We start from the raw sequence: 20,102 nt of genomic DNA on the forward strand, positions 1-20,102 counted from the left end.
ACCAGTGAATAAGCGTCTGAAAAGACAGAAGAAAAGCCACCCAATCGGGTGGCTTTTTTGGTGCCTGAAATGCCCGCGCCTATCAAATACATCCTCCTTTTAAGGGTTTAAAACCGATGGGTTCACATCGGGGACCAATGAACTTGCAACCAACTGTTCAATACGCTGGCGTAGAGGAGGGGGCCCGGCGTGCCGGAGCGTAAGCGGGCGCAGAAGAAAGGTAAGGGGGCACTGCGCTTGGGCATGCAAAAACTCCTGAGGCAATGCTACGCGATCGCCCCGCCCGGCTCATCGCCGATCCACCCAATCTGCGACTGATGACACACGGCGTGGCCGATATTCTGCGCGCCCGCATACTGGCCATTGCCTGCGGCTACGAGGACGTTGATGGTATCGCCATCTCAATGCCGTCAACAGATGAGCTATGCTTGTCGCTTTCGGTATCGGGCAGACGGGAAATGAGGGGATGCTGAAGGTAGAGATGCAGTGAAGACCCCCTCAGGCGTGGGATCGTCGCCCCAGAGCGCGTAAAGGCAATCGTCCAGAGGCAGCAGAGTATGGCGGCGGAATGCCATGACGATCGCTTTTTCATCAATCCTGCGGTACGGCTGAGGAAGCTACCTTCGGGATGGCGCGTCGAGCCCGGAGCGCTTCACCGCAACTCTTTGACTGCGCTGTCGCTCGACGGCCGGCCGCCGCCGTGGCGCGTTTCCATAGCGCATCCTTCCAATTGCGTGAAAATAATACACCACCAAGTCTGGGGACTAAGCAGTCAAGCGACGAGGGAAGCCGCATTGGGTGCGGAGGGGCGTTAGGCATAAGCGTTCTTTATGGCGGGTTATACAAAGATAATATTTGATTTGAGAAACGTTTGAAAAGAATGATGACCCCATCAGAAGTGGGGAAAGTATCTGTGATGCAGTCTGAAAACAGAACGCTGAATTTTTCCGAAATATTCGCAGCGTCGTTTCGCATACGCGATCATGTGGTCCGGACGCCTCTTCTTGAAAGTCCCGTGCTTAACGAAAGGCTGGGGGGGCGTATTCTGGTCAAACCGGAGATGCTTCAGAAAACGGGCTCCTTTAAGTTTCGCGGGGCCTGTAACCGTATTCTGCAACTCACGCCGGGCGAACGGCGCGGCGGTGTGGTGGCGTGGTCTTCGGGAAATCATGCTCTGGCAATTTCGGCGGTCTGTGCGCTGCTGGATATTCCGGCTCATATCATCATGCCCGAGAGTGCCCCGCAGATGAAAATCGAGGGTGCGCGCCGTTATGGCGCCAAGGTCAGGCTCTATGATCGCGCGACGGAAAACCGCGAGGAAATCGGCGCGCAGATTGCGGACTCCGAGGGCGCCGTCATTGTTCCGCCCTATGATGATTTCAACGTCATGGCGGGTCAGGGCACGGTAGGTCTTGAGATCATGGAGCAGTGCCGGGAGCTGGGTGTCATGCCCGACAATGTGCTTTCCAGTGCGAGTGGCGGTGGACTGGTGGCGGGGATTGCGACGGCTGTTTGCACCTGTCGTCCGGAAACCTCCATCTATTCCGTGGAGCCCGCGGGGTTTGACGATCTGGCCAGATCGCTGGCGTCCGGGCATCGGGTCGAGAACGCAACTGGCATGAACACGCTGTGTGATTCGCTGATGGTGCCTACGCCGGGCGCACTGACCTTTCCCACCAATCACGCCCTGCTGGCGGATGGTCTGGTTGTGAATGATGCCGAGATCCGGATCGGTATGGCCAACTGCTTCGAGCATTTCAAACTTGTGGCTGAGCCCGGCGGAGCTGCACCGCTTGCGGCCATCCTTTCGGGCAAGCTCGATGTCCGGGGGAAGGTGACAGTGGCGGTGCTGAGTGGCGGGAATGTCGATCCGTCTGTCTATTCTTCAATACTGTAAATAGAAGGCGTATTCAGAATGTTGAAGAGTGGAACAGCACTGTATGAACGTCTGTCCGCAACCATTGATGACTTCATGGTGCTGGATTATACGGGTGTTGGCAGTATCGGCATAATTTACGCTGCGCTCCAGAAGCGTCAGCCGGGCAGCATGTGCATGGCTGCCGCCGAAATGATCGTCGGGCAGGTGGCGGAGCGTCCGGGGCCTGTTCTGATCGCCACGGGTTTTCCCGAAGGCGGCGGCGTTCCGGAGACGGATGGGCCGGTGGGCGCTGCGTTTATTGCGCGTTCGATCTTTCTGGGCCTGTCGCGCGAGACGGTCATTGTCGTGGACGAGGACTGGCGGGAGATGATGTTCGCGACCTGTCGCGGCGCGGGTCTTGCGCCGTTCGATCTGCCCGCAGACGGGAAGATCGTGCCGGTTCCCTATCTGCGGCCGGTTTATGTTGCGACTGTGCCCAAGGATGACGCCGGCAGTCGCAAAGCGTGCGATACGCTGCTCGATCAGGTTCAGCCGAGCCTCCTGATTGCGATCGAACGGCCTGGCGTCAATGACAGGGGATTGTATCATGGTCTGGGTGGCCGTCCGCTGGATGGAATGGTTGCGGATCTGGACTACCTGTTCGCACAGGCACGGGTGCGGGGGCTGCGTTCCATCGGGATCGGGGATGGCGGCAATGAACTCGGCATGGGTGTGATCGCTGCGGAACTGAAACAGAAGATCGCCAAGGCCCGTGACTGCGGCATTGAAGGGCGGGGTGGTGTGGCGGCGGAGACGGCGACGGACCATCTTATCGTCGCGAATGTCTCGAACTGGGGGGCGACCGGTCTTGTGGCGGCTCTGGCCTGTCTGGTGGAAAATCAGGCTGTTTTTCACGAGCCGGAGCTGGAAGTCCGCTGTATTGAAGCCTGTGTGGCGAGTGGCGGTGTGGACGGGATGTTCATGGGCCCGGAGCCTGCGACGGACGGAATTGCTGCGGAGGAATGGCGCGGTTTGATTCAGGTATTCCGTAAAACGTTGCAGCGTCATCTCGGGATTGTCACCAACTGGCAGGGCCAGTCCGGGGACTGGAGGCAGATCCGTGCGTGAGGCGGAGGCTGTGCTTCCGGGTGGGGTGATTCTCCCGCCTGTCAGTGTTCCGCGGGGTAATTATACGCCGATCCTCTCCTGTGACGGTTTTCTGTTCGTCGCGGGACAGGGGCCACGCTGGGGAGATGATCTTCGCTACAAAGGGGTCGTGGGCAAGGATTTTTCCGTCGAGGAGGGGCAGCAGGCGGCGCGGCTGTGTGGGCTCAACATTCTGGCGCATGTCTGGCATTTCCTGGAGGGAGATTTGTCTCGGATCAGGCGGCTCGTCCGGGTGGCGGGGGTGGTGCGGTGTTCGGAAGGCTTCGAACAGCAGGCCAAAGTCCTGAACGGTGCCTCCGATCTGTTCGGGGAGGTTCTGGGGGACGCAGGATGCCATGTGCGGATCGCGACCGGGACGTCCTCACTGCCATCCGGGATGGCGGTCGAGGTGGAAGCTATGTTCAAAATCGACTGATTCCTGTCCGGGGGCGGCTGTGACCGTCCCACCCCCAGGGACATAAAAGAAATTTATTGACGCGGATAATAAGATAAACGTTCCAATAACGTATCAAGTTTTCGTATTATCAACTGGAAATGAAAGCGAAAATACTGACCGGGCGGAACGAACACTGCCGGAGGGAAGGTAATCGCGTCTCATATGAAGAAATTCCGGCGGAAAGCTGCCTTTTGATCTCCAGATCCCAGGAGTGCGTGAAAATGTTCGCCTTGAAATACCTCTCCCGCTCTCTCTCCCTGAGCACGGCGTGTCTTCTGACGACGTCGCTGTGTCATGCTGCACTGGCGCAGGGAACATTACAGGGCAGGGACGTGACTTCGTCGTCCGGGAAAAAGACCGTCCATGTTGCTCATCCTGCTGACGCCTCCTCTCGTTCCGTTAAAAAAACGGATCGCAGGAAGGTGACTCAGGTCAGTGCGAAGGACACGGAAAGCATTGCCGTTCGTGGGACACAGGTTCCAGGAGAAAGCGTTTTTTCGGCCTCCACGCGGGAGCATAGTACGGTACAGGTTTTCCGGTATTCCTCGCAGCAGCTCAAGGAGACCGGTCAGACCAACATCCTCGCCGCACTGTCCCAGCTTTCCGCTGCCGTGACGTCGTCTCCTTTCGGCGGCATGGGCAGCAACGGCTTCAATAAGACGATGCAGTTGCGAAACCTTGGCGCGGATCAGACGCTGATGCTGGTCAACGGCAAGCGCCGGCATGTGGACGCCAATTTCAATTATTATCAGGCCGGTCCAAACTACGGGACGGACCCGGCGGATCTGTCGCTGATCCCGGTCAGCGCCATTGACCATGTCGAGATCATCACTGAAGGCGCGAGTGCGCTGTACGGTCAGGATGCTGAGGCCGGTGCGGTCAATATTGTTCTGAAGAAAGACAACAAGGGCGGCTCGATCAATCTCCAGAACAGCGGCTTTTATGCGGGAGACGGGCAGTCCTTCGATGGCAATGCCGATTACGGTTTCGCTCTGGGGCATCGTGGCGGCTATCTGAATGTAGCGGCGCAGATCAACAACCAGCTTTCCACCAACCGGTCGGGCGAGTATCCGGGTAATCTCTATTTCGAGGGTGATCCGCGTAACGACACTGCCAGCAAGGATGTGCAGCGTCTGGCGGGCAATATCCGGATGCTACTTGAAACGGCCAGCGTCAACATGGCCTATCCGGTGACGGATAACTGGGAAGTCTACAATACCTCGACTTTTGCCCATAAAGATATCATTGCGCCTGAGACGTATCGTGCGCCGTCCAATGATAACGTTGTGCGCGCGCTCCATCCGAATGGCATGGAGCCAATGTGGCATGCCGAGGAATGGGATTTTCAGGTCAATAATGGCATCCGCGCGCATAGTTTTCTGGGAATGCAGTGGGATTTCTTCGTCAATTACGGCCGCAATCAGCAGATCAACCATATTGTTGATACAGACAATCCCACGATGGGACTGGACAGCCCGACGAGTTTTTACACGGGACAGTTTGTCTCTACCGAGCTGGATGCCGGGTTCAACAGCACGAAGATCATCAAGACGTCCTTTCTGCCACGTCCGGTTAATCTGAGTTATGGGTTCGATTATCGTTTCGATACCTATCAGGTTGGCAAGGGCGATGAAGCGTCTGTCGAAAATGGTGGTGTTCCCATTCTCGATGGGCCGAATGCCGGGAAAATGGCGTCTGCGGGTGCGGTGGACAAATTCGGGATTCCGGCGGCGGCAGGCAGCATTCTGAACCGTGGTATTTTCGACGGGCACGTCAATCTGGATTTCTACGTCACGCCCAAATGGGAATGGACGCTCGGTGGCCATGCGGTCAGCTATGACGATCTTGGCGTTCATCCCACGGGCTCAGTCGGAACACGCTATAATGTGAGCAAGAACCTTGCGTTCCGGGGGAACGTCAACACGGGATACCGGGCGCCGACGCTTGCGGAGGAAGGGTTCTTTGCCGAAACGACATTCCCGACATACCGGACGGCGCAGCTTCCGGTGAATTCGAACTGGGCCAAGGTTCTGGGCGCAACGAAGCTGCGGGGTGAGCAGTCCCGGAGCTATAGCATCGGTGTGGATGCTACGCTGCTGCCGAACTGGACGCTGACGGCCAATCTCTATCGGATTTCCATCAACGACCGTCTGTATAACAGCACCCAGTTCGGCGGGACCGAAGTGGAAAGCCTGCTCTCTGCGGCCGGGCTGCCCAACGTGCTGTATGCGGCCTATTACGGAAATCCGGTCAATACGGTTACGAATGGTGGAGACGTCACGACGGCCTATCATCTGAAGACGGGACATCTTGGTGATTTCGACTTCCGCTTCTCCCTCAATATCGCGGATAGTGAAATTTCGCACCATAACGCGACCCCTGCGACCCTTCAGCAGCTTGGGCTGTCGTCCTTCAACCGGACGAATGCGGAATATCTGCTGCATTCCTCGCCCAAAAATATTGAGAACCTGACGGTTGTCTGGCATCGCGGACCGTTCTCGGCCCGTGTGCAGGAACAGCGTTTCGGGTCTTACACATGGGTCGCGGCACCGTCCCTGACGCAGGCCCAGTGGACCTATGCCAAGCCGTCCTACATCACCAATCTTGAATTGGGATATGACATCACCAAGCGCTGGCATATTGCGGGCGGCGCTTTCAACCTCGGAAATCATTATCCGGGCAAGGCGAACGCTGCCTCGCGCGCGGCACTGCAGAATGCGTTTATTTATCCCAACAACTCGCCTTATGGTTTCAGTGGCGGCATGTATTACGTCAAGACGGCCTTTCAGTTCTAAGAGGCTGTTCCAGAACCATTGTCCCGCCGGTTCTGCAATATCCTGCCCTCCGGGGCAGGATATTTTTTTGTCGGTATGGTTGGTGGCGGGTATCCTGTTCCGGTATCGTAAAAAGATCGGCGTCATTGTCGGAGCATAGGAAAGGACAGAGACGTTCATGATGGATTTCAAGTCTCTTGAGACGGTTCTGTGGATCGAGCGGCTGGGGAGTTTCCGGGCGGCGGCCGATGCGTTGCGGATGACGCAGCCAGCGGTGTCCGTACGGATTTCGCATCTTGAGGCGCTTCTGGGGGCCAGTATTTTTCATCGGGCCCCCAAATCCATCACGCTCACGCCGGTCGGAATGACGGTGGTGCAGTATGCCCGTCAGATCCTCGATCTGCGTGATGAAATGATCCAGACGGTCAAAGGACATCAGGACGCAACCGGAATCCTGCGTATCGGAGCGATTGAAACCATTTCACAGACTTGGATTTCGGATCTTCTGATCGAGATCCGCCACAAATATCCAAATCTGACAGTGGACCTGGAGATTTCGGTTTCGGATGAAATCTCCCGGAAAATCACCAAGGGAATGCTGGATGTGGGTTTCTTTCTGGGGCCGGTCAATTCACCGCGTCTGATCGAAAGCGAGCTGTGCAACTACGAGACTGCGATGGTTGGCAGGGAGCATTTCGCGCTGCCCAGCAACGGCAAGCTGGATCTGGGGCAGGCGCCGTCGATTTCCATCATGACCCTGTCGCGCAACACCATTCCCCATTCGGCGATCCGCAATTTTCTGGCGCGAGAGGGGATCGTCCATCACCGGGTGGACACCATGAGCTCTCTGCCGTCCATTCTGGCGCTCACGCTGGGAGGAGAAGGGTTGGCCCTGCTGCCCTATGCGGTCATGCGGGATTATCTGGCCAGCGGAAAGCTCCGGGTGTTTGAGACCGGCATGAAGCTGCCTTTGCTGCGCTGTGTGTCAGGGCGGTTGATCAGTCATGGTTCGGCGATTGTCGAGGACGTCATCTCCATTGCCGAACGTGTGTCGGCCAATGTGACCTGAGGATCAGGCTGTCCGCCGGACGGGCGGGGAGGACAATGTGTAGACCGTCGTTATGGCGCCCAGGGTGGCACAGGCTGCGACCAGAAAGACCCCGGAGAGCGGGGAGTGCAGATGCTCGCGCATCCAGCCGATGCCGTAAGGGCCGACAAGGCCGCCGATCGCGCCAAGGCTGTTGATCCATGCAAGCCCTGTCGCCAGTGTGCGTTTTTCGAGCACATGGGGCGTTACGGTGAAGATCATGGCTGTGACGCAGAGGGCTGCTGCGAGTGCGATGGTCAGGCAAACCAGTGCGATTGCGCCGTGGGCCTGAAACAGGAAAGTCAGGACCAGACAGAGCGCGACCGTGAGGAACGGGCCGGCCAGGTGCCAGCAGCGTTCGTTATGTCTGTCGGAACTGCGGGCGTTGAGCAGCATGGCTATGGCTGCGACAGCGAAAGGAATTGCCGTATAGAAGCCGAGCTGTCCGGGAGCGGGAGCGATAACCTGCTCGATGAAGGTCGGGACCCAGAAGACGATCCCGTAATTGCAGACGGCCTGACAGAAACAGATGACGACGAGGAGCAGGACTTCAGGCTGTTTCAGCGCGGCGAATACGGATGTCGTGTCGTTTGTGGATGTGTTCTGGGGCGGAAGGCGGGTCAGGATAGCCTGTTTCGTGGGGGCATCCAGCCATGAGGCGAAGGCCGGTCCGTCGTCGAGGCGTTTCAGAACGGTCAGTCCGAGCAGCAGGGGCGGGATTGCCTCGATCAGGATCATCCATTTCCATGCGGGCACTGACAGGACCTGATCGAAGGCGCCCAGAAGATAGGTGGAAACCGGGCCACCGAGGGCGCCGGAAAGCGGTATGGCGATCAGGAATCCCGTGGTGACGCGGGCGCGGATCGAGTCCGGAAACCAGAGGGCCAGATAGTACAGAACGGCCGGATAAAAGCCTGCCTCCGCGGCGCCCAGCAGGACACGCAGGGCGCAGAATTCCCAGGCCGTACTGATGATGACGAACAGGAAGGAAATCAGGCTCCATGCGATCATGATCGCGGCGATCGTCCGGCGGGGGCCGAATTTTTCGAGCAGGAGCGCGGAGGGAACCTGAAAGACGATGTAGCCTACGAAGAACAGCCCGGCGCCCAGCCCGAAGGTCGCATCCGAGAAGTGGAGGTCCTGTTCCATCGGCGCGCGGGCGAAGCTGAGATTGATGCGATCCAGATAGGAAAACATGTAGCAGACGACCAGCAGCGGGATGATGCGCCGGACGGCCACCCGGAAGAGCGTGTGATCAGAGGGCACGGAATCATCCTGAGCATGTGAAGGCATAACGCTGGTTTATATTATTTTCCCGGAATGTTCCGAGATAAGATTTTCATAATCGGGAATGGGAATATCCGTCACGAGCATGGCGCCGGGAGCATGTGTGATGGCAAAGGGAACGCGGCTTGCGGCCAGAACGGCCTGGGGCGTCACTCCGCAGGCCCAGAAGGCGGGGAGTTCATGGGGGCGGATTTCAGTGCGGGCGCCGTAATCGGGTTTTTCGATGTCCGCGATGCCGATGTCTTCGGGAAAGCCGATCTGGACTGGTCCGCCATGAGCCAGAGGGATGCGGGAACTGATTTCCGTGGCCTTGATCAGGTCTGGCGAGCGGAAAGGACGCATCGAGACGACGACCGGGCCGGAAAATGGGCCGACGGGTGTGCAGGCAATATTCGTGCGATACATGGACACGCCCTGACCCGTTTCGAAATGCCGCAGCGGGACGTTGCAGGCCATGAAAGCGTTTTCGAAGGAAAAGGAACATCCCAGCGCAAAAACGACGAAATCGTCCTGCCAGAACGACAGAATATCCGTCACTTCGTCCGTTAAAACGCCATCCCGCCAGACGCGGTAAAGCGGCAGGTCGGTCCGGATGTCGAGGTTACGTCCCAGCGCCGGGGTGTCATATTCGCCGGGTTGGGACATGCCGACGAGGGGGCAGGGCTTGGGGTTCAGGCGACAGAATTCCGCGAAGTCTTCGGCATATGCTTTGGGAAGAATGACCAGATTGGCCTGGATGAAACCTGCGGCCATGCCTGCAGTGACGGTTCCGGCGGTGTTGGACCGGCACAGCGCGCGGACGTCTTCGGGCGATGTGTGGAAAAGGGGTGGGATCGACAAAACGGATTCAGGCATCGTTTACGTCCTTGTTCGCGGCAGACAGGCCGGGCGATGACAGTGATGGTTCCGGGAGGCTAACAGTCGTTGCGTTCTGGATTCAAATCATCAAAATAAATGTTGAGGTATAAATATCCGTTATGAGCCTTTTTTGTGTTTAAATCTTTTGACGGCAGTGCATTGGAATGTTCAGAATGAATGCTCCGGAATAAAAATCCGATGCTTTTGGATATTGTATGTATTATGAAACGAACCGGTTCTCAGGCGCCCGGCAGGCTGGATCTTCCGTGAGCGGATATTCTGGCACATGACGACATCGCCTGTGCGCCTTGCTCTGGGGAGCGCGATCGGGACCACGTTCGAGTGGTATGATTTCATGGTTTACAACACGCTTGCGGCGCTCGTGTTCAACCATGTCTTTTTTCCTGAGGCGCTGCCGTGGATGGGAACCCTGCTGGCGTTCTCGACCTATGCCGTGGGCTATGTGTCGCGGCCTTTGGGTAGTGTGATTTTCGGCTGGCTTGGGGACCGGACCGGGCGCAGGCATGTTCTCATGCTGACGCTGGCGCTTATGGGGCTGACGACGGGTCTGATTGCACTGCTGCCCGGTTATGCGCGGCTCGGGGCGATCAGTCCGGTTCTGCTTGTTCTGCTGCGGTTTTTGCAGGGGATCGCATTAGGCGGAGAGTGGGCCGGTGCGCTCCTTCTGACAGCGGAACAGAATTCGGAAACGGCGATGGGCATGGGGGCGACATGGTCCCAGCTTGGACCGGGGCTTGGAACGGTCCTGTCCGCAGGGGTGATCTGGGGCGTGACGCGCTCCATGGACGCGGCCTCCTTTCAGGACTGGGGATGGCGCCTGCCGCTGTTTCTGAGCATGCTGCTTCTGGCGGCGGGATGGGTGGCCAGGTCTTCCCTGTCCGAACCGCCCCAGTTTGCCGAACGCAAAGCGCGGGGTGAGGTTCTGGCCAACCCTGTGGGCGCAGTCCTGCGTCATCATGGGCGCTCCCTGCTGATCGCTGCGAGTACCCGGATCGGGCCGGATGTTCTGTATGCGCTGCTGACGGTTTTCAGTCTGAGCTATGTGACCCAGACGGGGGAGCATACGCGGTCTGCGGCGCTGATGGCCGTGTTTGCGGGATCGGCCTGGGGCGTGATCGTCACGCTGCTGGCGGGGCGGTTCAGCAACCGCTGGGGGGCGAAACGGATTTTCCTTGTAGGGACGGTTTGTGCCCTGCCTGCCGCGTTTGTGTTTTTCTGGTGTGCGGCTTCCCATCAGGCGCTCCTGCTGGGCTTCGGGATCTGTCTTGGACTTTCGGTTCACGCTCTCATGTATGCGGTTCAGGGCGCGCTCATCAGCCAGCAGTTTCCGGTCGAGGTCCGCTATTCCGGCTCTTCGATCGCTTATACCTGCGGCAGTCTTGCGGGGGGTGGGGCTTTTGCGCCGCTTCTCATGGTGACGCTGTTCCGGGCGACGCATCTCGAACTGTCCATTTCTCTTTATGTGGTCGTGGCACTTCTGGTTTCCGGTGCGGGCGCGATGCTGGCCCGCGGGACGCGCTGAGTGTGGCTGACTGATTCCAACAGGAACGCTGAAATATGGAAATTTTCTATCCCGATCTGACTGCGGTCAGGGAGGTCATTGTGGCGGGCTGGGCCGGGCGGGATGCGGCGGATGTGCAGCATCATATCGACGAGCTGGCGGCTCTTGGGGTGGCGCCGCCTTCGGACGTGCCGCTGTTTTACCGGGTCGGGCATGAAACCCTGAGCACGGCGCCTGTGATTGATGTGCTGGGCAGCCAGACTTCGGGCGAGGTCGAGCCGGTTTTGTTGCGTACGCAGAGCGATCTGCTGGTGGGGGTGGGGTCCGACCACACGGATCGTGAAAGCGAAGCCTATAGTGTGGCATTGTCCAAGCAGGTCTGTCCCAAGGTCAGCGGTCGGGCGTTCTGGCGGTTTGCGGATGTGGCGGATCGGTGGGACGAGATGGTGCTGCGGTCCTTTACGGCTGAGAGAACGCCTTATCAGGAAGGTCTTGCGGCGTCCCTGCTCAATCCGCTGGATCTGGTGGCGCGCTGGGAGCAGCGTGAGGGCCGGGTCTTCGGGCCGGGGAGTCTGATGTTTTGTGGAACCGTTCCTACGCTCAACGGGATTGTCCGGACGGAGAGGCTGACCGTCGAGCTGTCTGATCCGCGGACCGGGAGTGTGCTGTCGCACCATTACGCCATCCGGGAACTTCCGATAGTGGCGTGAAAGGGCTTTTGGGCATGGACAAGCGGGAGCGGTATGCCATCATTCCGCTCCTTGCGCTTCTTTACTGTGGAAAACCAGCACCATGAGTCTGTGTTTCATTACACAACAGATCCATCCCGATGCCGTAACCTGTCTGAACGAGGCCGGAATCACGACCCGTTATGCTACGGAACCTTCGATGGAGGCGGTGATTCGCGAAATCGGCGACGCGGATGCGGTGATTACGCGCGATCTGGGACTAAGCGAAGAGGCGCTGCGGGCCGCGCCGAGGCTGAAAATCATTTCCTGTCACGGTTCAGGAACGAACCGGATCGCCAAGGCTGCCGCGGCGGAGCGGGGCGTTCTGGTGACGAATGCGCCCAATACCAACAGCCGGTCCGTCGCGGAAATGACAATCGGGCTTCTGCTGGCGGTCATGCGGCGTCTGTGCGAGGCGGATCGTGCCGTGCGGGATGGGGACTGGGCGTTTCGTTATACAAACAACGGCACGGAACTGCACGGACGGACGATCGGGCTTGTGGGGTTTGGCGCCATTGCCCGGCATGTCGCGCAGATTGCGGGGCAGGGGTTCGGAATGCGCGCTGTGGCGTGGTCTCCGAGCGTTCCGGCGGAGGTGTTCGAGACCGCGGGCGTGGAGCGGGCGCAGAGCCTTGAGGACCTTCTGGGCGTCTCGGATGTGCTGTCGCTGCATCGTCCGGCGCAGGGGAGCGGTCAGCCCACGATTGACGCTCAGGCGCTGTCGCGCCTGAAGAAAGGCGCAGTTCTGATCAATACCAGCCGAGGCGGGGAGGTGGATGGTCCTGCGCTGGCGAAGGCTCTGGAGACGGGGCATGTCGGCGGAGCGGGGCTGGACGTGATGTCGCCCGAGCCTCCGCTGGTGGATGATCCGTTGTTGCGGGCGCCGAATGTGGTTCTGGCGCCGCATATCGGTGCGACGACGGAACAGGCACTGCGCCGTATGGCGATGCTGTGTGCGTCGCAGGTTCAGGACGCGCTTGCGGGGCGTGTGCCGCCGCATTGTCTCTGAACGGCTGAGTCCCGCGCCCTTCCGTTTCGGGGAGGGCGCGGGAGACAATCAGGGGGCGCCGAGGCCGCCACCGCCCGGTGTCAGAAGGACGAGCACATCGTCCGCTTCCAGAACCTGAAGACCCTTGCCCGCGAGCTTGCGGCCCGAGGCGGTTTCGACCCGGCCTGCCGCGCCGTCCTGTCCGCCGAGTGCGCCACGGGCCGGATGATCGACGCGGTCGAACGCTGCCAGAAGCTCGAAAGGCTGTTTCTGGGTGGTGCCGATTTTCATGATCTGGCCGTCGCCGCCCTTTGTCTGGCCGAGACCGCCGCTGTTTTCGCGCAGTTCTTTTTCCCAGAAGATAAGCGGGCACTGGATTTCCGCAATTTCAATCGGAGTGCCATGTACGCCGGATGGAAAAGCCGTGGCGGACAGGCCGTTCAGGCCGGGCCGGGCCCCAGTGCCGCCATTGGTCGTGATGGCGAGCGCGTAGGTCTGGGGCGTGGTTGCTCCCTTGGGGAACCACTGTCCGCGCACGGCAATGTTCCACAGGCAGGATGTGCCTTCTGCTGGAACGCGCTCGGGCAGGGGCGTACGGAGGCATCCGAACACCATGTCCGGCAGCATCTGTCCGATGACATGCCGCGACGAAACGGGGGCCGGGCGCTGGGCGTTCAGGACGGAACCTTCCGGTGCCTCGACATGATAGGGCGCAAGGGAACCGGCGTTGTTGGGAACGTCCGGCGAGATCGCGCAGGCCAGCCCGAAGACCGTATAGGCGCGGGTATAGGCCATCGGGACGTTGATCCCGCGCCCGACAGCAGGCGGTGAGCCGTCATAGCTGACGCTGACGCGGTTTTTGCCAACCGTGAGCTTTGCCTTGAGCGTGAGTGGCGCATTGTAGCCGTCGATGGTCATCTCGTGGGACCACGTGCCCTGCGGGAGGGCTGCGATCTTGTCAAGGACGGCCTGACGGGAGCGCTCGATGATGAAATCGGCCAGCGGTTCGAGACTGTCGAGATGGAACTCGTCCATCATGTCGCATAGGGAGCGAACGCCGACATCATTGCAGGCCGCCAGAGAGTAGGTGTCGCCTTCCGTATCCACCGGCAGACGCGTATTGGCGCGGATCATGGCCATCAGCGTCTCGTTGACCTGTCCCTGATCAATCAGCTTGAGCATCGGGATCGAGAGGCCTTCCATGAAGACGTCCGTTGCTTCCGGCCCGTTGCCCAGGCCGCCGATATCCATCAGATGGCTGGTGCAGGAGAACAGTCCGACCAGACGGCCTTTGTGGAACGCCGGGGTCGTGATGACGAAATCATTGAGATGCCCCGTGCCCATCCATGGATCGTTCGTGATGTAGGCGTCGCCCTCTTTCATGGTCGAGACCGGGAAGTGACGCAGGAAATGGCCGACGGATTCCGCCATGGAATTGACGTGACCGGGCGTGCCTGTCACGGCCTGCGCGATCATTCGGCCCTGCAAGTCGAAAATGCCGGCCGAGATGTCTTCGCATTCGCGGACGATGGGGCTGAAGGCCGTGCGGATCAGGACCTGTGCCTGTTCGCCGACCACGGCGATCAGGCGGTTCCACATGATCTGGAAGTCGATTTCCTTATGGGAGTGCGCGCTCATCAGACGGCGTCCTTCATGTCCAGAATGATGTTGCCGCTGCCGTCCAGATGGGCGGTGTAGCGGGAAGAAACATAGGTCGTGGTTTCTTTTTCGGCGATCAGGGCGGGGCCGGAAACGCGGCTGCCCGGTCCCATATCGGTGCGTTCGTAAACCGGGAGGGCGACATGCGTGCCGGTTGCGCCGTCAAACAGTTTCCGGATGTCGGCGGAGACTGCGTCATGCAGGGCCGGGGCGGCTTCGAAGGGCGGGTATTTTCGCGGCGTGGTGGAGACGCTGACGGACCAGTTCAGGATTTCGACGGCGGCATGCGGGATGACGCGGGCGAACTGACGGGCATATTCCGCTTCGAAGGCGTCCCGCAGGGCCGAGAGATGGTCGCTGCTGAGGACGCCGTCGGGCAGCGTGACGATGATTTCGTGTCCCTGTCCGACATAGCGCATGAAGGCCGCGCGCTTGGTGTGGAGGGTTTCCGTCCGGGCGTCGTCCTGCACCATGCCGTGGGCGGCTTGCGTCATGTCGTCGAGCAGGGCCGAGACTTCCGCTGAACTGAAGCTGTCGTCCAGACGCATGGGGAAGGAGCGCACCAGCTCGAACGAGACGGGGGCGGCGAGGAAGCCCACGGCCGAGCCGACACCCGCGTTGGAGGGAATAACAAGGCGCTGGATTCCAAGCTTTTCTGCGACGCGTGCGGCATGCAGGGGGGCCGCGCCGCCGAAAGCGATCATGGTATGGTCGCCGATCACGGCGCCACGTTCGGCGGCATGGACGCGTGCCGCACTGGCCATGTTTTCGCACACGATTTCATAAACCGCATGGGCGGACATTTCCGCCGACAGGCCCAGTGGCGTGCCGATATCAGCCAGAAGCGCTTCGGCCGAGCGATCCGGCTGGAGCTGGATGCTGCCGCCTGCGAAATTCTCCGGGCGGATCAGGCCGAGCATCACGTCCGCGTCCGTAACGGCGGGGCGCTTGCCCCCCAGGCCGTAACAGGCGGGGCCTGGAACGGAAGACGCGCTCTCCGGCCCGACGACAACACGTTTCATGGCGTCCAGATGGGCGATGGAGCCGCCGCCCGCGCCGATCTCGACCATTTCGATCACGGGAATACGCAGGGGCAGGCCGGAGCCTTTCATGAAGCGGGCCGTGCGGTCCACTTCGAAGAAACGGGAGGATGCGGGTTCGCCGTCTTCGATCAGGCAGACCTTGGCGGTCGTGCCGCCCATGTCGAAGGACAGGACGCGGTTTTCGGCCAAACGCTCGGCGCATTGGGCGGCGAAGATGGCACCGCCCGCCGGGCCGGATTCCACCAGGCGGACGGGGAACTGGCGCGCCGTTTCCAGCGCGGTCAGGCCGCCACCGGAGGTGACGAGATAGAGTGCGCCTTCAAAGCCCCGAGCGTCGAGGGCTTCGCGCAGGCGGCCCAGATAGCCCGCCATTAGGGGCTGGACGTAAGCATTCGCGACGGTGGTGGATGTGCGCTCATATTCCCGGATTTCGGGGCAGACGTCGCTTGAAATGGAGATGGTGATGTCCGGCATCGCCTCCTGAAGAAGCGCCTGTACGCGCCGTTCATGGGCCGGATTGGCATAGGCATGGAGGAACGCCACCGCGATGCTCTCGACGCCAGCGTCGCGAAGCTGGGGCACGAGCGCCAGAACGGCGGCTTCATCCAGGGGAAGCTGGACGGTGCCGCGGGCGTCCATGCGTTCGGGGACGGTGAAGCGCAGGTCGCGGGGGACGAGCGGGCTGGGCTTTTGCAGCATCAGATCATACTGGTTGAAGCGGCTTTCGGTGCCGATTTCCAGAATGTCGCGGAAGCCCTGCGTTCCGATGAGGGCCGTGCGGGCGCCCCGGCGTTCGATGATGGCGTTTGTGGCAAGCGTCGTGCCATGCACGAAAACCGTCACGTCCGGAAAGCGGAGGCCGGCGTCTTCGATCACGAGGCCGATGCCGCTCATGACCCCTTCTTCGGGGGCGGCGGGCGTGGTGAGGACCTTGCGGGTCAGACGTCCCTGCGGGGTCTGGAGGACCACGTCCGTGAATGTGCCACCGATATCAGCGGCGAGACGGATTTGTGTGCTGTCGACCATGCCTGTGTTTTCCGTATCGGGTTAGAGTGCAATAGGATATCGGGAAGAGATGTTCGCTGACGGAGAGGACGAACCATGAAGGACGGGAAAACCGCGAGCCCTGCGCCGGCAATGCCGGATGTTGCGGATATGGAACGGGCCTTCATCGTGTCCTCGTCGCATCTGGCGATGCCGGGCAACGAGGATCTGAGCGAATTCGAATTTGCCCTGACCGTCGTGAACCATGCGTTTCATCGCTGGATGTCGCGGGGGATGGCGGCGGCAGGTCTGCCGGATCTCTCGGCGCTTGACACGCTTATTCTGCACAGCGTCAATCACCGGAACCGGGAGAAGAGCATCTCGGACCTGATGTTCACCCTCAACCTGTCCGAGCGGCATTATCTGAACTACGCCATGAAGAAGCTCGACGAACTCGCGCTGATCCAGCGCGAACGTCGGGGCAAGGAGGTTTTTGTCAGCACGACACAGAAAGGGCGCGACGTCTGTCTCGAATATGCGCGTCTGCGTCGGATCTGCCTGTTGGAGCATATTCCCCAGAACCGGGAGGTCGGGGACGTCACGATTGCAGAGGTTGCCAAGGCGTTGCGTGTCCTGACGGGATTTTATGAGCAGGCGTCGCGGTCCGCCGCGTCTCTCTGAACGCGGCGTCTCAGCCATTCGGGTGAATCCGGAAGAGCACGTCGTGATAGCCCACGACGCCGCCATCTCCGACCAGTGCTGGGCCGAGCGTGCCGTCCGCCGTGGCCGTGACGGGCAGGCGGAGGGGGCCTGCCTCGACAAAACCCACGATCTCGCCGGAGCGAACCGGGTGATTTTCGTCCAGACCGTTTGAGCGGAACACGCCCATCTCGGGGCTGGGAACGGGCGTGCTTTCCGCTTTTGCGGGCGGGGCAACATGGGGTATCTGAAGCGATTGACCTGAGCTTTCCGCTAATGTCAGGGCAAGCGTGTCGGCTCCGTTTTTCAGGCAAAGGTGACGGACATCGTGATGTCTCATCCGGCCAACAAGTTCGGGAAGGTCGTTCAGAAGGTCTTCAAGAAAAGTCATGGGGCGGACTTTCGCATGAGGGCTTCGAGGTAATGCACGCTGACGCTGCCTTCGCGCACGCCGGGCTCGTTCATCAGGCGCAGATGCAGGGGCGTGGTGGTGGCGATGCCGGTGATTTGCATTTCCGAAAGGGCGGCATGCATGCGGTTGAGGGCATCCGTGCGGTCCGTGCCGTGGACGATCAGCTTGGCGATCAGGGAGTCGTAATTCGGGGGCACGACATAGCCGTCATAGAGATGCGTATCGATACGGACGCCGGGGCCGCCGGGCGCGCGCCAGCTCAGGACTTTTCCGGGGGCTGGGCGGAAGCTCTCGGGGTCTTCGGCGTTGATGCGGCACTCGATGGCGTGGCCTTGCGTGCGGATGTCGGCCTGGGTGAAGGAGAGGGGCTGTCCCATCGCGATCAGGAGCTGTTCGCGGACGATGTCGATGCCGGTCGTCATTTCCGTGACGGGATGTTCGACCTGAAGGCGGGTGTTCATTTCGATGAAGGAAAACGCACCGTCTTCGTACAGGAACTCGAACGTGCCCGCGCCGGTATAGCCCATCAGGGTGCAGGCGTTTGCACAGCGCTCGCCAAGCTCGGCGATGGCCTGCGGGTCGATGCCGATGGCCGGGGCTTCCTCAATCAGTTTCTGGTGGCGGCGCTGGATGGAGCAGTCTCGTGCGCCGAGCCAGACGGCATTGCCCTGCCGGTCGGCCAGAACCTGAATTTCGATATGGCGGGGGTGCTGGAGGAAGCGTTCGGCGTACACGGACGGATTGCCGAAGGCGCGTCCGGCTTCTTCGCGGGCCGTTTCAATGGCGTCGCGGAGGTCCGCTGCGGTCATGACCACCCGCATGCCGCGACCGCCGCCGCCGCCTGCCGCCTTGACGATCAGCGGATAGCCGATGGCGTCGCAGATCGTCTGGGCTTCGGACAGGTCGGTCGGTAGGGCATCTTCCGTACCGGGCAGGCAGGGCACGCCGGAGCGACGCATCTGCTGTTTGGCGCTGATCTTGTCGCCCATCAGCCGCATGATGGCGGCGGTGGGACCTGCCAGCGTGCGGCCTGACTGTTCCACGGCTTCGGCGAAACCGGCGTTTTCGGACAGGAAGCCGTAGCCGGGATGGATGATGTCGGCGTTCGTGAGTTCGGCGGCGCGCAGGACGCGGGCGGCGTCCAGATAGCTGCCGGATGCTGCTGCCGGGCCGATGCAGAGCGTTTCGTCCACGAGGCGCAGATGGGCGAGGCTGGCATCGGCTTCGGAATGGATGCCGATGCTGTGCAGGCCGAGCAGGCGGCAGGCCCGCGTGATGCGCAGGGCGATTTCACCGCGATTGGCGATCAGGACACGGTGCGGCTGGGACACTGAAGGCTCAGGCATCGAGTGGTTCCACGGTGAAGAGCGGTGTTCCGGGGGAGACGGCGTCGGCATTTGCGACGAGTACGGCCACAATCCGGCAGGGAAATTCGGCCTCGATGCGCGAGAGCGTTTTCATGACTTCGAGAATATAGAGCGGTTGTCCTTCCGCCACGATGTCGCCCGGCTTGACGAAAGGCGGCGCATCCGGGTCCGGAGAGGCGTAGAACTGGCCGTGCATGGGGGCGTCGATCGTGATTTCGGTTTTGGCCGGAGCGGAGGCTTTTTCGAGGACAGGAAGCGTGGAGGCTGCGGCCGCCGGGGCCGGGCTGGTCGGCTGGGGGCTGCTGTCCTGTGCGCCGCGCACCAGACGGATGTGCTCGCCGTCGCGGGAATAGTCGAGTTCGGTAATGCCCAGCGCCTGCATCCGGGCCATCAGGGCATCGAGGATCTTGAGATCGGGGATCATGGGGCGATTGGCTTTCCGGTCTGCTTCAGGTCAGGGCGCGCAATGTGATGCCTGCGGCTTCGAAGCCCGCGCGGACCTTGCGGGCGACGTCCACGGATTCCGCATTGTCCCCATGCACGCAGATCGTATCAATGCGGGTCGGCAGCATTTTGCCGGAGATGGTTTCGATGGCGCCGGCCTGCACCATCCGCACGGCGCGGGCGGCCGCGAAATCGGCATCATGCAGGACCGCACCCGGTTCCTTGCGCGAGACGAGATGTCCGTCTTCGGTATAGGCGCGGTCGGCGAAGATTTCCGAGAACACGGTCAGGCCCCGCTCGCGTCCGATACGGTCCAGATGGCTCAGAGCGATGGCCATGATGGGGAGGTTTGGATCGACCGCCTTAACCGCATTGACGATGGCTTCGGCAACGGCGGGATCGCGTTCAGTCAGGTTGCCCAGCGCACCATGGGTTTTCATGTAGGTCATGCGGTGGCCGGAATAAGTGGCGAGGGCCTGTGCCGCGCCCATCTGATAGGCCACAATTCGTTCGATCTGGGCGGGGGTGAAGGGCATGACGCGGCGTCCGAAGCCCCACAGGTCCGGGAAGCCGGGATGGGAGCCGACGGAGACGCCTTTTTCGCGTGCGATGCGGAAGGTCTCGGCCATGACTTCCGGGTCGCCGCCGTGAAAGCCGCAGGCGACGTTAGCAGAGGTCACGATGTCCAGCATCGCGCTGTCATTGCCCATTGTGTAATGGCCGAAGCTCTCGCCCAGATCGGCGTTCAGGTCGATGGTTTTGGCGGTCATGGTTTGGAACTCCCGGACA

The 20,102-nt window shown here is 60.6% G+C and carries 17 protein-coding genes; 9 read left to right on the forward strand and 8 right to left on the reverse strand.

What is annotated here, in order from left to right; all coding sequences use genetic code 11:
• The first annotated feature begins 916 nt into the window (after nucleotides 1-916).
• From JK213_RS14470 to JK213_RS14490, 5 genes are all read left to right on the forward strand, one after another.
• Nucleotides 917-1,897: a threonine/serine dehydratase gene (locus tag JK213_RS14470; protein WP_194263388.1), complete on the forward strand. Its 981-nt coding sequence runs from the start codon at nucleotides 917-919 to the stop codon at nucleotides 1,895-1,897.
• Between the two features lie 18 nt (nucleotides 1,898-1,915).
• Nucleotides 1,916-2,986 carry a DUF4392 domain-containing protein gene (locus JK213_RS14475; protein WP_194263389.1) on the forward strand — a complete coding sequence of 357 codons (1,071 nt, stop codon included), beginning with the start codon at nucleotides 1,916-1,918 and terminating at the stop codon, nucleotides 2,984-2,986.
• Nucleotides 2,979-3,440, forward strand: a complete 462-nt coding sequence (locus tag JK213_RS14480; protein ID WP_194263390.1) for a RidA family protein — start codon at nucleotides 2,979-2,981, stop codon at nucleotides 3,438-3,440. The genes JK213_RS14475 and JK213_RS14480 overlap by 8 nt, the downstream gene beginning before the upstream one ends.
• Nucleotides 3,441-3,682: 242 nt before the next feature.
• Nucleotides 3,683-6,256 carry a TonB-dependent siderophore receptor gene (locus JK213_RS14485; protein ID WP_194263391.1) on the forward strand — a complete coding sequence of 858 codons (2,574 nt, stop codon included), beginning with the start codon at nucleotides 3,683-3,685 and terminating at the stop codon, nucleotides 6,254-6,256.
• A 157-nt stretch (nucleotides 6,257-6,413) separates the two neighbouring features.
• Nucleotides 6,414-7,304 carry a LysR family transcriptional regulator gene (locus JK213_RS14490; RefSeq protein ID WP_228125660.1) on the forward strand — a complete coding sequence of 297 codons (891 nt, stop codon included), beginning with the start codon at nucleotides 6,414-6,416 and terminating at the stop codon, nucleotides 7,302-7,304.
• A gap of 3 nt (nucleotides 7,305-7,307) precedes the next feature.
• On the opposite strand, the gene JK213_RS14495 is transcribed toward JK213_RS14490, so the two are convergent.
• Both JK213_RS14495 and JK213_RS14500 read right to left on the reverse strand, forming a co-directional pair.
• Entirely contained in the window at nucleotides 7,308-8,588 is a 1,281-nt protein-coding gene (locus JK213_RS14495; protein WP_322783073.1) for an MFS transporter, read from the reverse strand.
• Nucleotides 8,589-8,624: 36 nt separating this feature from the next.
• Nucleotides 8,625-9,464 carry a putative hydro-lyase gene (locus tag JK213_RS14500; RefSeq protein WP_194263393.1) on the reverse strand — a complete coding sequence of 280 codons (840 nt, stop codon included), beginning with the start codon at nucleotides 9,462-9,464 and terminating at the stop codon, nucleotides 8,625-8,627.
• Nucleotides 9,465-9,753: 289 nt separating this feature from the next.
• On the opposite strand from JK213_RS14500, the gene JK213_RS14505 reads away from it, so the two are divergent.
• From JK213_RS14505 to JK213_RS14515, 3 genes are all read left to right on the forward strand, one after another.
• Complete coding sequence (locus JK213_RS14505) at nucleotides 9,754-11,010, forward strand: MFS transporter (protein WP_194263394.1); 1,257 nt, start codon at nucleotides 9,754-9,756, stop codon at nucleotides 11,008-11,010.
• A gap of 35 nt (nucleotides 11,011-11,045) precedes the next feature.
• Nucleotides 11,046-11,699, forward strand: coding sequence for a DUF2848 domain-containing protein (locus JK213_RS14510; protein ID WP_194263395.1), 654 nt, complete (start codon nucleotides 11,046-11,048; stop codon nucleotides 11,697-11,699).
• 82 nt (nucleotides 11,700-11,781) lie between these two features.
• Entirely contained in the window at nucleotides 11,782-12,726 is a 945-nt protein-coding gene (locus JK213_RS14515) for a hydroxyacid dehydrogenase (RefSeq protein ID WP_194263396.1), read from the forward strand.
• A gap of 48 nt (nucleotides 12,727-12,774) precedes the next feature.
• On the opposite strand, the gene JK213_RS14520 is transcribed toward JK213_RS14515, so the two are convergent.
• Entirely contained in the window at nucleotides 12,775-14,343 is a 1,569-nt protein-coding gene (locus JK213_RS14520; RefSeq protein WP_194263397.1) for a hydantoinase B/oxoprolinase family protein, read from the reverse strand.
• Complete coding sequence (locus tag JK213_RS14525) at nucleotides 14,343-16,433, reverse strand: hydantoinase/oxoprolinase family protein (RefSeq protein WP_194263398.1); 2,091 nt, start codon at nucleotides 16,431-16,433, stop codon at nucleotides 14,343-14,345. The genes JK213_RS14520 and JK213_RS14525 overlap by 1 nt, the downstream gene beginning before the upstream one ends.
• Nucleotides 16,434-16,508: 75 nt before the next feature.
• On the opposite strand from JK213_RS14525, the gene JK213_RS14530 reads away from it, so the two are divergent.
• Nucleotides 16,509-17,072 carry a winged helix DNA-binding protein gene (locus JK213_RS14530; RefSeq protein ID WP_194263399.1) on the forward strand — a complete coding sequence of 188 codons (564 nt, stop codon included), beginning with the start codon at nucleotides 16,509-16,511 and terminating at the stop codon, nucleotides 17,070-17,072.
• A gap of 10 nt (nucleotides 17,073-17,082) precedes the next feature.
• Here JK213_RS14530 and JK213_RS14535 read toward each other — a convergent pair whose 3' ends face one another.
• Genes JK213_RS14535 through JK213_RS14550 form a run of 4 tightly spaced genes read right to left on the reverse strand, consistent with a single transcriptional unit; the run spans nucleotide 17,083 to nucleotide 20,083 of the window.
• Complete coding sequence (locus JK213_RS14535) at nucleotides 17,083-17,481, reverse strand: hypothetical protein (RefSeq protein WP_194263400.1); 399 nt, start codon at nucleotides 17,479-17,481, stop codon at nucleotides 17,083-17,085.
• Complete coding sequence (accC, locus tag JK213_RS14540; protein WP_211571810.1) at nucleotides 17,478-18,848, reverse strand: acetyl-CoA carboxylase biotin carboxylase subunit; 1,371 nt, start codon at nucleotides 18,846-18,848, stop codon at nucleotides 17,478-17,480. Before accC ends, JK213_RS14535 begins: the two co-directional genes overlap by 4 nt.
• Entirely contained in the window at nucleotides 18,841-19,293 is a 453-nt protein-coding gene (locus JK213_RS14545; RefSeq protein ID WP_194263401.1) for a biotin/lipoyl-containing protein, read from the reverse strand. Before JK213_RS14545 ends, accC begins: the two co-directional genes overlap by 8 nt.
• A 25-nt stretch (nucleotides 19,294-19,318) precedes the next feature.
• Nucleotides 19,319-20,083, reverse strand: coding sequence for a LamB/YcsF family protein (locus JK213_RS14550; RefSeq protein WP_153431349.1), 765 nt, complete (start codon nucleotides 20,081-20,083; stop codon nucleotides 19,319-19,321).
• Between the last annotated feature and the right edge of the window lie 19 nt (nucleotides 20,084-20,102).

Origin of the sequence: Gluconobacter sp. Dm-44, assembly GCF_018256175.1 — a bacterium.
GTDB classification, from domain to species: Bacteria; Pseudomonadota; Alphaproteobacteria; order Acetobacterales; family Acetobacteraceae; genus Gluconobacter; species Gluconobacter cadivus.